12 protein-coding genes and 1 pseudogene are annotated in these 11,952 nt (G+C 60.1%); 8 read left to right on the top strand and 5 right to left on the bottom strand.

Translation table 11 applies throughout. The annotated features are described in order from the left end of the window. The first annotated feature begins 26 nt into the window (after window positions 1-26). Complete coding sequence (locus AC1Q5S_RS05530; protein WP_492238461.1) at window positions 27-500, top strand: DsbA family protein; 474 nt, start codon at window positions 27-29, stop codon at window positions 498-500. Between the two features lie 138 nt (window positions 501-638). Here AC1Q5S_RS05530 and AC1Q5S_RS05525 read toward each other — a convergent pair whose 3' ends face one another. Next, window positions 639-3,032: a heavy metal translocating P-type ATPase gene (locus tag AC1Q5S_RS05525; RefSeq protein WP_114655490.1), complete on the bottom strand. Its 2,394-nt coding sequence runs from the start codon at window positions 3,030-3,032 to the stop codon at window positions 639-641. On the opposite strand from AC1Q5S_RS05525, the gene AC1Q5S_RS05520 reads away from it, so the two are divergent. After that, a complete protein-coding gene (locus AC1Q5S_RS05520) occupies window positions 3,031-3,168 on the top strand; it encodes a hypothetical protein (protein WP_175502826.1) in 138 nt (45 codons plus the stop codon). The genes AC1Q5S_RS05525 and AC1Q5S_RS05520 overlap by 2 nt on opposite strands. 92 nt (window positions 3,169-3,260) lie before the next feature. Next, window positions 3,261-3,758, top strand: coding sequence for a Cd(II)/Pb(II)-responsive transcriptional regulator (cadR, locus tag AC1Q5S_RS05515; RefSeq protein ID WP_114655504.1), 498 nt, complete (start codon window positions 3,261-3,263; stop codon window positions 3,756-3,758). Window positions 3,759-3,909: 151 nt separating this feature from the next. On the opposite strand, the gene AC1Q5S_RS05510 is transcribed toward cadR, so the two are convergent. Next, complete coding sequence (locus AC1Q5S_RS05510; protein WP_341240256.1) at window positions 3,910-4,383, bottom strand: CzcE family metal-binding protein; 474 nt, start codon at window positions 4,381-4,383, stop codon at window positions 3,910-3,912. Window positions 4,384-4,587: 204 nt separating this feature from the next. Between AC1Q5S_RS05510 and AC1Q5S_RS05505 the strand changes: the two are divergent. Further along, window positions 4,588-5,093: pseudogene (locus AC1Q5S_RS05505) on the top strand (DUF3363 domain-containing protein); the annotation flags it as partial. Window positions 5,094-5,161: 68 nt separating this feature from the next. On the opposite strand, the gene AC1Q5S_RS05500 reads toward AC1Q5S_RS05505, so the two are convergent. The 3 genes from AC1Q5S_RS05500 to AC1Q5S_RS05490 form a co-directional block, all read right to left on the bottom strand. Beyond that, a complete protein-coding gene (locus AC1Q5S_RS05500; protein WP_114655492.1) occupies window positions 5,162-5,509 on the bottom strand; it encodes a DUF4148 domain-containing protein in 348 nt (115 codons plus the stop codon). Between the two features lie 349 nt (window positions 5,510-5,858). Continuing rightward, entirely contained in the window at window positions 5,859-7,196 is a 1,338-nt protein-coding gene (locus AC1Q5S_RS05495; RefSeq protein WP_423120217.1) for a heavy metal sensor histidine kinase, read from the bottom strand. After that, window positions 7,193-7,879 carry a heavy metal response regulator transcription factor gene (locus AC1Q5S_RS05490; protein WP_114655494.1) on the bottom strand — a complete coding sequence of 229 codons (687 nt, stop codon included), beginning with the start codon at window positions 7,877-7,879 and terminating at the stop codon, window positions 7,193-7,195. Before AC1Q5S_RS05490 ends, AC1Q5S_RS05495 begins: the two co-directional genes overlap by 4 nt. 157 nt (window positions 7,880-8,036) lie before the next feature. Between AC1Q5S_RS05490 and AC1Q5S_RS05485 the strand changes: the two genes are divergently transcribed. The 4 genes from AC1Q5S_RS05485 to AC1Q5S_RS05470 all read left to right on the top strand — a co-directional run bounded on the left by AC1Q5S_RS05485 (window position 8,037) and on the right by AC1Q5S_RS05470 (window position 11,938). Next, the gene (locus AC1Q5S_RS05485) at window positions 8,037-8,372 is read left to right on the top strand and encodes a DUF4148 domain-containing protein (RefSeq protein WP_114655495.1); all 336 of its coding nucleotides are present in this window, start codon (window positions 8,037-8,039) and stop codon (window positions 8,370-8,372) included. Between the two features lie 77 nt (window positions 8,373-8,449). Next, complete coding sequence (czcI, locus tag AC1Q5S_RS05480; RefSeq protein WP_081739431.1) at window positions 8,450-8,809, top strand: cation efflux protein, CzcI family; 360 nt, start codon at window positions 8,450-8,452, stop codon at window positions 8,807-8,809. Between the two features lie 157 nt (window positions 8,810-8,966). Beyond that, window positions 8,967-10,325, top strand: a complete 1,359-nt coding sequence (locus tag AC1Q5S_RS05475; protein WP_024815611.1) for a TolC family protein — start codon at window positions 8,967-8,969, stop codon at window positions 10,323-10,325. Window positions 10,326-10,327: 2 nt separating this feature from the next. Further along, window positions 10,328-11,938, top strand: a complete 1,611-nt coding sequence (locus AC1Q5S_RS05470) for an efflux RND transporter periplasmic adaptor subunit (RefSeq protein WP_492227298.1) — start codon at window positions 10,328-10,330, stop codon at window positions 11,936-11,938. Window positions 11,939-11,952: the final 14 nt, after the last annotated feature.

The following is an 11,952-nucleotide window of genomic DNA, read 5'->3' as shown; positions in this document are numbered from 1 at the left end:
GGTCTACCCAGACCACCCCCGCGCCAGTGCTAGCTTTGCGTACCGTCACTTATTGCACTGAAAACGAGGAGACCCCGGTTGTGAAGGATTTGATGCAGCAGTACCCCAGCGAAGTGCGGCTGGTCATTCGCTATGCACCTTTCCACCAGGGCTCGGAGCAGGTGGTCAAGTTGCTGGAATCGGCGCGGCAGCAGGACAAGTACCAAGCCGTTCTGGAGGCGGTGCTGGCCGCGCAGCCACAGTGGGCGGACCATGGAAACCCCAACCTGGAGTTGGCCTACAAGGCGGCTGAGCAGGCGGGACTGGACATGCTACGGGCACGGGCGGACATGGCAGCACCTACGCTGGACGCCGTGCTGCAGCAGGACGTGCAAGACCTGACCGCCCTCAAAGTGGAGAAGACCCCCACCTTCTTCGTCAACGGGCGTGCACTGCCCAGCTTTGGCCACAAGCAGCTGGCTGAACTGGTGGCGCAAGAGGTTTCCAACTCCAAAAAATGAACGCGGACCATTGAGTAGAGGCGCCGCACAGCCGCTTCAATGGCAGGACTGCGCGCGCCCATCTGGCGGGCCCGGCCGCCGGGGCATGCCGGCGAACCGCACTACCCGAGTGGGCCCAGCGCGCGCACTGGCGCATGCTTAGTGGGAATGTGCATGCTCTTTCGTTTCTGAGCGGCTTGGCTTGGTGGCTGGCTCCACCTGTGTACCGCGAAGCAGACGCAGGCCGTTGGCCACCACCAGCAAGCTCGCTCCCATGTCCGCGAAGACAGCCATCCACATGGTTGCGGTGCCGACTACCGCCATCACCAGGAACACGCTCTTGATGCCCAACGCCAAGGTGATGTTCTGCCAGAGTATCGCGTGGGTGCGCTTGGACAGCCGCACAGTCTCCGCGACGCGCTCCAGGTTGTCATTCATGATGACCACGTCGGCTGCTTCCATGGCGGTGTCGGTGCCTGCGCCACCCATCGCAAAGCCGATATCGGCTTGGGCCAATGCCGGTGCATCGTTGATGCCATCGCCTGTCATGCCGGTGGCGCCGTAGCGCTTTTGCATCTCTTTGATGGCATCGAGCTTGGCTTCGGGCAGCAAATCACCGCGAGCGTCGTCGATGCCGGCCTGCGCCGCGATCGCCTTGGCCGTGGCTGTGTTGTCCCCGGTCAGCATGACCGAGGTCACCCCCAGCGCCTTGAGATCGACAATGGCCTGCTTGGAGGTCTCCCGGATCGTGTCAGCCACGGCAAACAGGGCCAGGACGCGGGATTCGTCTGCCAGGAGCGTCACCGTGCGGCCTTGCTTTTCGTGAATGGCCAGCTCCGCCTCCAAGTCCGGGGTGCACAGTCCTTGCTCATGGATCAGCCGGTGATTGCCCAGCACCAGGCGCAACCCGTTGACCACGCCCTCGACACCGCGCCCGGGCAAGGCCTTGAAGTTCTCGGCCTCCGGTCCTCGGACTTCCAGACCCTGGACGATTGCTTTGGAAACTGGGTGATCGGACCTGCCGGCCAGGCTGGCGGCCATCTGCTGGGTAGCAGCTTCGTCTCCCGTACCCCAGACTTTCCACTCCACCAGCTTGGGCTTGCCTTCGGTGATCGTGCCTGTCTTGTCCAGCGCCACCGCCTTCAGGAGCCTCGCGTCCTCCAGGTAGGTTCCACCCTTGATCAATATCCCGCGACGCGCGCCCGCGGCCAATCCGCTGACCACCGTGACAGGCGTGGAAATCACCAGGGCACACGGACAAGCAATCACCAGCAAGACCAGCGCCTTGTAGAGTGCTTCCAGCCATGTCAGGCCCATCAGAAAGGGCGTGAGCAAGGCCACCGCCACAGCGATGGCGAAGACCGCAGGCGTGTAGATGGCGGCGAACCGATCAACAAAGCGTTGTGTCGGTGCGCGGGTCCCCTGCGCTTGTTCGACGGCTTGAATGATCCTGGCAAGAGTGGTGTTGCTGGACAAGGCCGTTACTTGGAATTCCAGCTCACCAGTTTCATTGATGGTGCCGGCGAATACCTGGTCGCCAGGTGCCTTGTCCACGGGGATGCTCTCTCCCGTGACGGGGGCCTGGTTTATGGCCCCGTTGCCTTTGGTCACCTTACCGTCCAGCGGCACACGTTCGCCTGGTTTGATGCGCACGGTCGCGCCAATGGCCACCGAGGCGACCGGCGTGACGGTCCATGCGCCGTCAGGGCCGAGCACCAGCGCTTCTTCCGGCGCCAGTTCCAGCAAACCCTTGATGGCGTTTCGGGCCCGGTCCACAGCCTTGGCTTCGATCAGCTCGGCAATGGCGTACAGGGCCATCACCATGGCGGCCTCTGGCCACTGGCCAATGAGGAATGCGCCAGTGACGGCCACCGACATCAGGGCATTGATGTTGAGCTTGCCGCGCAGCAGCGCTGCAACGCCCTTCTTGTAGGTGTCGATACCTGCCAGCCAGATAGCCAGCGCGGCAATGGCCATGCCTGCCACCTTCCAGGCCATTTGATCGGGTGCGAAGAAGGAGAGCACCTCCGCTCCCGTGGCGAATACAAGCGCGGCAACTAGGCGGGAAATGCCACCGGCAAACCCGTGTTGATGGTCATCGCCTTCGGCATGTCCCGCTGCCTTTCCTTCTTCAGAACGCACAGCTGCAGCCACGGGCTGCGGATCGAAGCCCGCTTTGCGGATCGCCTCCAGGGCCAAGGGATACGCACTTTCTTGCGCATCGATCTTCAGCGTGCGCGCACCAAGCTGAAATCCCAAAGAGCGGATACCTTCCAGTGGCTCCAGCGCCCGACGGATTTCCGCCTCCTCGGCGCTGCAGTCCATGGTCGCGATTTTGAAAAGCTTGCCCTGGCTGATTTGGGGGGCTGATGCCGTGGCCACGGGCTGCGGATCGAATCCCGCTTTGCGGATCGCCTCCAGGGCCAAGGGGTACGCACTTTCTTGCGCATCGATCTTCAGCGTGCGCGCGCCAAGCTGAAATCCCAAAGAGCGGATACCTTCCAGTGGCTCCAGCGCCCGGCGGATTTCCGCCTCCTCGGCGCTGCAGTCCATGGTCGCGATTTTGAAAAGCCTGGCCTGGCCAGAAACGCTGGCGGTCACATTGCCAGGCGTGGCAGGACTTGAACGACCTGCGGAACAGCAGGAGTCAACGCTTGTGGAGGTGCTGGTTTCTGGTTTCATGGCCTAATTGGAAACCCTATAGTGACTTTAAAGTCAAGTGGTAGCACAGAAATGCATCGTGCGGCGTTCTACAGCAAGCTCATTTTTGAAAGCGGAGCAATGAAAATTGGCGAACTGGCCAAGGCCACCGGCACGCAGACAGAAACCATCCGCTACTACGAGCGGGTGCAACTGCTGCCGACAGCAAAGCGCACGGAAAGCAACTACAGGGTGTACGACGGTAGCCACGTCGAGCGTCTGGCCTTCATCCGGCACTGTCGCAGCCTGGACATGACACTCGATGAGATCCGCGTGCTGCTGCATTTCAAAGACGCGCCCGGTGAGAACTGCGGCGCGGTGGACGCGCTGCTGCAGGCACATATCGGGCACGTGGTTGACCGTATTCGAGAACTTCAGGCGCTGGAAGCAGAGTTGCGCAGTTTGCAGCGGCAGTGTTCATCTGGTCATTTGGCCGGGGACTGCGGCATCTTGGGCGGTCTGGTAATTGCCGCGCGTCAACACAACCACATCCCACCAACCCCACCCATCGAGTCGCATCTGCCTGGAGTGCATCGCGAAATCGGTACCGGTACCAAACAGCGCGGCGTCAAGCACTGACTTACCAACCCTACCTTGACGCGCGCCGGCCGCCCGAGGGTGATGCACAGTCCGATTTTTTCGTGCCGCTGCTGTACGACGTGGCGACCAAAGATATCCAATGATGCCCCTCCCTGCTTGACAGCAACCCTCAGGCGCGGCGCGTGACCCCTTAGTTCCGGGTCAACGGGTTTTGCGCGACATACACGTTGAGCGACTTGCCCGTGAATCCGGCTGGCGCGATCTTTGCCAGGTCCACGGGCCGGCGATCGAGCCCGTTGAACGTCCACGAGAACTCCTTGCCTTCGCTGCGGAACGTGACCGTATCACCGTAGGCAACGTTCAGGTGCCGGGCGGTTGAGACATCCACGACTCGGGCTTTGGCGGCCTGCTGAGCGGGTTGACCGTAGAACGATTGACCGTTGGCAAACGTGTCAGCTGCCATGGCAGACGCAGAGGCCATGCCGAAAATAATGGCCACCTGGATGAGGCGAGTCGAACGCATGTAGAGTTCCTTCTTAATGATGACCGCGCCGCCGATGTCGGCGCAGTGACGCCTTGGGGCGACATGAAGGACTCTAGCGATCCGTAACCAACAGATAGCGATCATCTGGATGACAAATTTGTCATCTGCAGCAGCGCGCAAGGTGCGTGTTTGTGCAGACCCAATGGGCTGAACTTCGCGGGCAGCTGGCTGCCTCATCGTCGGGCTATACGCATGTCTCGGTCACTGTAAAACCTGTGAACTTGACTCTGCACCCGCTACAGGGTTTTCAATAGCATCGGATCACAAGAAGGAAGAGGCGCAGGGAACGCGCGCATCGACTCAAGGCTTTGTCGATCGACGTGGGTGGCCGTGGAGATGACGCACCTGCCCATTGAGCGGCAGGCGCGCGTGATTGGGGCCGCCTGGCTGGACCAGCAGTTGATCGGCGCCGGTAAAGAGCTGAGCTAACTAGGGTTTGGCAGCGCGGCCAAGGAAGTACTACAGAAACGCGCCGACTTCCTGGCCGACTAGGGTCTGACCGAGCGGCGCGGGCAGCGCATCATCCTGACGCGCAATCTTCCGGCGACGCTGCGCAACCGCGAGCTGTCGCATGCCGCGAAGACATTGCCGCTGAAACCGGGCTGGAGCATCGGCCCCTCCCCGATAGGGAGCGCGTAGCGGGCATCTACCGGCGAAGCGTGATGCTCGCCAGCGGGCGCTACGCCATGCTCAATGACGGCCTGGGATTTTGCCTGGTGCCGTGGAAGCCGGTAATCGAGCAGCAGTTGGGAAAGCAGGTTGCCGCGACGGTGCGCGGCAGTGGGGTGGCATGGGAAATTGGGCGGCGGCCTGGGCTTTCCCGAGGTTAGTCAGGCCGACGCCAGAGATCTCAAAGGCTGGGTTCAGCATAATCCGCTGGAACCGCAACTGGGGGCGATCAACCCGGATAGTAGAGACGCTGACGCGCGTCGCGTTCGGCAGGTGACTCGTTCAGCATTTCGTTGATCACTTCCTGACGAGTTTTCCCTGGGCCCACATTAGGCACAGGCATTGGGTAGTTGCTCTCGCCATAAGAGAGGAGTCCTTGCTGCATGGCAGCCTTGGTTTCCGCGATAACCTGCTCTCGCGTCTTATCGCTCTTCCAGTGTTCCGGGTGAACGATGATGCCCTTTTCATTGTTGGCAGGATGCTCGTACGCTGCCGAAGCCATCCCTGGAAGACCCAGAGTGACCACTGCGGCCACTGCTGCGATCATGGAAGAAAGGGAGAGACGACGTTGAGTCATGGCTAAGGTCCTTATAGAAGTCAGTAAATTTTGCATCTCCCATGCCTTTGCCAAGCGATGATGAGATGTGTTCATCGTAGAAATCCTGACCCAACAGAACGCGGACAGCACGATGACTTTTCTGTCATCTTTTGCTGTTCTTGACCTTATCGCGGTGACAAGGCCCGACCATGAAGACATGGGAAAATATCCTGCATGGGAGTAAGTGCGATGGAGTCGCTTCGGTCAATTGCAGAACATCCAACCCGAAAACACGAACTCATAAATCAGAAAATCGATCCAGCCCCCCCTGAAGAAGCACAGTTCGGGCTCATGGATGCGTAAGTGGGATCACCGGCACCAGAGCTCGTTACAGAGCGCGGATTTCCATCCCGACAATCGTCACCCCGTTCTCTGACCATGCAACCGGCTCACCCTGGTGCATGCGAGCGATCGCGCCAACGATGGCCAAGCCGAGGCCATGGTTGCTTTGCCCATGGCTGCGAGCGGGATCGCCGCGGAAGAATCGATCAAACAGGTGCGGAAGTACCTCTGGATCGATGGTATCTCCGCAGTTAGCGACACGGATCAGCACGCGGTCCTCATCAGAAGGCTTGAAGGTGACCTGGACGATCGAGCCATTTTTTGCGTATCGGGTGGCGTTGCCTAGCAGGTTTGACAGGGCCCGGCGCAACAGCGGCACGTCAAAGGCACCATGGGCATCGCCCACCACTTCGGCGGTGAGACCGGCCTCGGCCAGCGCCGCCTCGTGGTAGTCCAACACGTCTGCAGCCATCGATGCAAGGCTAACTACGGGAGCGCGGCGTGCGCCCACGCCCCGATCCGCCTGGGACAGGAACAGCATGTCGTTGACAATGGCGGTCAGGCGATGTAATTCCTCCAGGTTGGAAGCTAGGACCTCTCGCATGTCCTCCTGTTCAGGGCGCCTTAGCGCCAGTTCATTGTTGGCAATGAGCGTGGCCAGTGGCGTGCACAACTCGTGCGCTACGTCGGCATTGAAGCCCTCCATCTGTGAGTAGGCATTTTCGATGCGTTCCAGGAGCGCATTGAACTGGTCGATCAGGGGCACGAGTTCAAGGGGTTGCTCTGCACCGTCGAGCCGGTGGTGCAGGTTGTCCGCCGACAACGCACGCGTCTGGCTGACCAGTCTTCGAACGGGCGCCAGGCCCAGGTTGACCAGGGAGAAGCCACCCAGCGAAACCACGATGGCCCCTCCGATGGCTGCCACCAGCAAGGTAAGTGCAAGCCGGTGCAGCAACTGGTTGTCCGTTTGGATGTCCAACGATAACCGGACGCGCAAAACCTTGGAGGGGGGCTGGCCCGCAGTCTGTGCAACCTCGAACTGCCGTTGACGCCACACCGTCTTCGCATTCTGGTTGCGGGTGTGTGCGTAGAGCACGGCCCCGTCGCCCCGAGTCACTTCAAGCGACAGATCTCCGTGCCCCACCAGGAAATCGTCGAGCTTGTGCGCGAGGTCTTCTGACTTCCCGTGCTCTTTACCGTCCGCCAACAGGTGTCGAATGACATTCTCTTTTTGGGCCAGCGTGTCCTCTTGCCGATCACGGAAATTGAACTCGGTCACCAGATACACAGCCAGACAGACCAACCCGAGGCCGGCAAAGCTTTGCAGCGCCAGCCACCAGGAAAGCCGCTGGCGCAGTGAGCGATATTGGATCAGTGCATTCATTCCTTGCGCTCTTCCATGATGTAACCCATACCCCGAACGGTGTGAAGCAGTGCCTTCTCGAAGGGCGCATCGATCTTGTTGCGCAAGCGCCGGATGGCCACCTCCACCACGTTGGTGTTGCTGTCGAAATTCATGTCCCACACCTGCTCGGCAATCTCGGTGCGAGACAGTACCTCGCCGTTCCTTCGCAGGAACAGTGTCAGAAGCAGGAACTCCTTGGCGGTCAGCTCCAACTTCTGACCGCCGCGGAACGCCTTGCGCCGCACCAAGTCCACGTCGAGATCGGCAAGGCGCAGTTGCGTGGGCTCTGCCGCATCCCGTGTGCCATGCGTGCGCCTCAGGAGCACCTGGATGCGTGCGTTAAGTTCGGAAAACGCGAAGGGCTTAACCAGATAGTCGTCAGCACCTGTCTGCAGTCCCAGCACGCGGTCCTCGACGCTCACCCTCGCTGTCAACATCAAAACGGGTGTCTGCCTGGATTTGCGAAAAGCGGTGAGGAGGCTGAAACCGTCGATCCCTGGGAGCATCGCGTCCAGCACCAGCAGGTCGTGCCCGCCTTCGAGGGCCATGTGCAGCCCATCCACGCCGTTGTGGGCTACGTCCACCACGTAGCCGACCTCTCCTAGTCCCTTGCGCAGGTACTCAGCAAGCTTGACTTCGTCTTCAATGAGCAAAATTTTCATGACGCCATTGTCGAAGCATGCGGGGTATTCAAATATTACGAATTTGTCATCTGGCTGTTGGTGTCTTGTCGCGGTTCGCTTTCTAAAGTTCATCTCGTGTCGCAAGGCATCGCCTAGGCAAATCGCCAAGTGCTTACCTGAACCCAGAGAAAAAACCATGATTGTTCGCAAACCCCTCGCGCTTTCCCTGATCGCCCTTGCCATCGCGGCTCCAGGTTTGGCGTCTGCATCCTCGCTGTATCACCCTGCAGATGGCGAAGTGGGATTTACCACCCATCCCGACCATTTCCAGAGCGCGATGTCCCGTGCCGACGCTCTTCAGGCGGTGACCGTCGCCCGTAAGGACGGCACACTGGCGATCATCGCGCGCGGTGGTGCTCTGCCTGTCAAGGCAATGAGCCCCTCCAAGACCCGTGAGCAGGTGCAACAGGAATACCTGAGCATGTCTGCCGCTGAAAAACAGCGTATGAAGGAACTGTACTCCGGCAGCTGATTTTCAACGCATCGCCTCTATCCAGAGTCTATCCTTGCTCACACGAAGACTTCATTGTCGCGTGCTAGACTCAAAAAATGCGCCGCTTGATAGCTGTTTTTATACTGGCATTGCTACCGCTCCAGTTCAGCTGGTCTGCGGTTGCTAGCTATTGCATGCATGAACGCGCTACGGCTCAGACACAACATGTGGGGCATCATGAGCATGAGCATGAGGCCAAAAGCGTGGTTGACCCAGCAGACAAGAACGGGCAAAACGCCGACCAGGTTGATTCCGATTGCTGGGTTTGCCATGGCGTCGGCATCGGCGTCTTCAACTTGTCCTATGCCAAGCAAGGCGGCTCTCATGACAGTAGTTTGGATGCCCAGCCCAGCGAGCGGTTGGCTTGTGTAACGCCCAATCCCCCTGACCGCCCTCAGTGGTCCGTCCTCGCCTAATCGGCGGGGTATCTCTCCTTCCTTCAGTCATTCGTGTCCGCCCCTCTGGCGGATGTAGTTGCGCGTGTCGCGGCTGTGATGAGTGACGAGTTGCCAAGCAACTGCACGGTTGCCACCCCACTGATTCCTTTGTGTTTTGAAATCACTGGAGAATCGAATGTTCAAGGGTATTTACCTTCAAGGAAAGCCGCAGGCATGGCGCGGCCGCAAGAAAATCGGGCTCGCAGCTAGCGCGGCGGCCATATTGCTGGTCGCCGCCTCCGGCAGTGCCCTTTCGCAGGGCGTGTCACAACGGCCCGTCGTTGGCGAGGAAGCACTTCAGACTGCCGCAACAGCACCCGCTACGCCGCTGTCGCTGACCAAGGCAATCGAACTGGCTTTGGAGGGAAGTCCCGAGGTGGCAGCGGCGACGCGCCAGTGGGAGGCAACCGAGGGGCAAGTTCTGCAAGGGCGCGCACGCCCCAATCCAGAGCTCGCCTATTCGCTGGAAGACGCGCGCTCCAGAACGCGCACGCAAAGTTGGCAGCTCAATCTTCCGGTGGAACTGGGGGGGAAGCGTGCTGCGCGCACCAAGGCAGCTGAAAAGTCCCGCGAGCAGGCGCAGGCCCAACTCAACGAGCTGAAGGCAGCCTTGCGAGCCAACGTGGCTACAGCCTATTTCGACGTGCTGACTGCGCAAGAGCGCCTGGTGCTCGCCAAGGACAGCGTGGCGCTGGCCAAGTCTTCAACCGACACTGTCGCTAAGCGGGTGGCTGCCGGCAAAGTGTCGCCTGTCGAAGAGTCCAAGGCCCGGGTTGCGGAAGCGGGTATTCGCGTCGAGCTCGCCCAGGCGGCGAGCGAACAACGCAATGCCCTGTCTCGTCTGTTCGCGCTATTGGGAAAGATCGAAGCGCCTTTCACGGTCCTGGAGGGCAAGGCCGAAAACCTCCCCCCTGTACCGAAACTCGCCGATCTTCAGTCCCTTATTTCTTCTTCGCCAGCGGTTGTCCTGGCAAGGATCGAGGTGGATCGACGCAAGGCCTTGACCGACCTGGAACAAAGCAAGCGGGTGCCGGACATCACCGTCAGCGCTGGTATACAGCGCAGCAACGAAACGCAGCGAAACATTCTTCTTTTCGGTGTCTCCGTACCTCTGCCCGTGTTTGACCGAAACCAAGGCAATCTCCTCGAAGCACTGAAGCTGGAGGACAAGGCCCGAGACGAGTTGCAGGGGGCCACCGTGCGCCTGCACAGCGAAGTGGCGCAGGCCCAGGAGAGGCTGTCCACGATCGCGGCAGAGGTCCAGTCACTGCGTCAGGACGTCCTTCCGGGCGCGAAGTCCGCTTACGACGCCGCAACCATTGGCTTCGAAAACGGCAAGTTCAATTTCCTGGAGGTGCTCGATGCGCAGCGCACCTACTTCACCGCCAAATCCCAATATCTCAAAGCACTTGGCGAGGCACATCGCGCAGCAGCCGATGTCGACCGTCTGCTCGGCGGCTCTACCGGTCCACGCCTGATCGCAACGCAGAACTGAAAATGACCATGAACACCAGCAAATCCATCATCAGCAAAAAGCACTTGATCGCCATTGCCGTCGTCCTTGCATTGGGGGTCGGAGCGGGAGCCTTCATCCTTCAGGGCGGCGGTAAACCCAAAGCCGCGGCCGCCGAGGGTGATGGCCACGGTCACGGCGGCCACACCGAGGCCAAGGAGCACGGCGATGGTGAGCACCATGGCAAAGGCGGGGAAAAGGGCCACGACGATGACAAGGGCCATGCGGACGGCGAGCACCACGAAAAGAGCGAAGCCAAGGGTGCCCATGGCGGTACCGTCTTCAAGGAAGGCGATTTCAGTCTGGAAGCACTGCTGTCGGAAGATGGTGGCGAGCCTCGGCTGCGAATCTGGCTGTTCGATAAAGACAAGGCCCTACCCCTGAGCGCGGCAACGGTCACGGCAACAGTGACCCGCCCGACGGACGAAAAGCAAAAGCTGACATTTGCTGCGGAAAAAGACAACCTGGTCAGCCGCGAGATCGTTGCCGAACCCCATGCGTTCGACATCGAGATCATTGCGCAGACTGCCACAGAGCCCTTCATGTTCGTGATGAGCAAGGAAGAAGGAAAGATCGAACTGACCGACGCACAGATCAAGGCGGCATCGATCAGTGTGGACACCGTGTCGGCAGCCAACATCAAGACGGCACTGCTTTTGCCCGGCGAGATCCGGCTGAACGAAGACCGCACTTCGCACGTTGTCCCCCGTCTTGCGGGAGTGGTGGAAAGTGTCAGCGCCAACCTTGGCCAAGTCGTCAAGAAAGGGCAGGTGCTGGCCGCCATCGCAAGCCCGACCGCCTCAGAGCAGCGCAGCGAGTTGCAGACCGCTCAAAAGCGATTGGCGCTGGCCAAGACCACATACGAGCGGGAGAAGAAGCTGTGGGAGCAGAAGGTCTCGGCTGAACAGGACTACCTCCAGGCCAAGCAGGCCCTGAGCGAAGCGGAGGTGGCTGTAGCCAACGCCAATCAGAAACTGAGTGCGCTGGGCCTGTCCACCTCGTCGGTGTCTGGTTTGAATCGCATCGAACTGCGTGCGCCTTTCAACGGCATCGTCATCGAGAAGCACCTTAGTCTCGGCGAAGCCGTGAAAGAAGATGCAGCCGTGTTCACCATCTCGGATCTCACCCAGGTGTGGGCGGAGATCAACGTTCCGGCAAAAGACTTGCCGTCGGTGAGGGTGGGCGAGAAGGTCACCATCAAGGCCACGGCGTTTGAGGCATCCGCCACTGGCACCGTCGCTTTTGTGGGCGCGCTGATCGGGGAGCAGACCCGCACAGCGAAGGCCCGCGTGGTTCTGGAAAATCCCAAGGGCGCCTGGCGTCCCGGCCTGTTCGTGAACGTTGAAGTTGTGTCCGAAGAAACGGCGGCGCCTGTGACGATCTCGGCTGACGCCGTGCAGAACGTCGGAGAAAAGCCTGTTGTGTTCCTCAAGGTCAACGGCGGCTTCATTACCCAGCCAGTGAAACTTGGTCGAAGCGATGGCAAGCGGATCGAGGTCCTTCAGGGACTCAAGTCTGGCATGTCCTACGCCTCATCGGGCAGCTTCGTTGTGAAGTCCGAGCTCGGCAAGGGATCTGCCGAACACACGCACTAATCACGGAGCCCACA

This window comes from Acidovorax sp. GW835-FHT14B10 (genome assembly GCF_058793725.1).
Note: the sequence above shows the minus strand (reverse complement) of the source record. Positions and strands in the feature narration are given on the sequence as shown.

Bases quoted from the DNA above. Each gene is read 5' to 3' on its own strand.
- AC1Q5S_RS05520 (WP_175502826.1), top strand. From the start codon at position 3,031: ATGGTCGCGATTTTGAAAAGCCTGGCCTGGCCAGAAACGCTGGCGGTC.
- AC1Q5S_RS05525 (WP_114655490.1), bottom strand. From the start codon at position 3,032: ATGGACTGCAGCGCCGAGGAGGCGGAAATCCGCCGGGCGCTGGAGCCA.
- cadR (WP_114655504.1), top strand. From the start codon at position 3,261: ATGAAAATTGGCGAACTGGCCAAGGCCACCGGCACGCAGACAGAAACC.
- AC1Q5S_RS05500 (WP_114655492.1), bottom strand. From the start codon at position 5,509: ATGACTCAACGTCGTCTCTCCCTTTCTTCCATGATCGCAGCAGTGGCC.
- AC1Q5S_RS05495 (WP_423120217.1), bottom strand. From the start codon at position 7,196: ATGAATGCACTGATCCAATATCGCTCACTGCGCCAGCGGCTTTCCTGG.
- AC1Q5S_RS05490 (WP_114655494.1), bottom strand. From the start codon at position 7,879: ATGAAAATTTTGCTCATTGAAGACGAAGTCAAGCTTGCTGAGTACCTG.
- AC1Q5S_RS05485 (WP_114655495.1), top strand. From the start codon at position 8,037: ATGATTGTTCGCAAACCCCTCGCGCTTTCCCTGATCGCCCTTGCCATC.
- czcI (WP_081739431.1), top strand. From the start codon at position 8,450: ATGCGCCGCTTGATAGCTGTTTTTATACTGGCATTGCTACCGCTCCAG.
- AC1Q5S_RS05475 (WP_024815611.1), top strand. From the start codon at position 8,967: ATGTTCAAGGGTATTTACCTTCAAGGAAAGCCGCAGGCATGGCGCGGC.
- AC1Q5S_RS05470 (WP_492227298.1), top strand. From the start codon at position 10,328: ATGACCATGAACACCAGCAAATCCATCATCAGCAAAAAGCACTTGATC.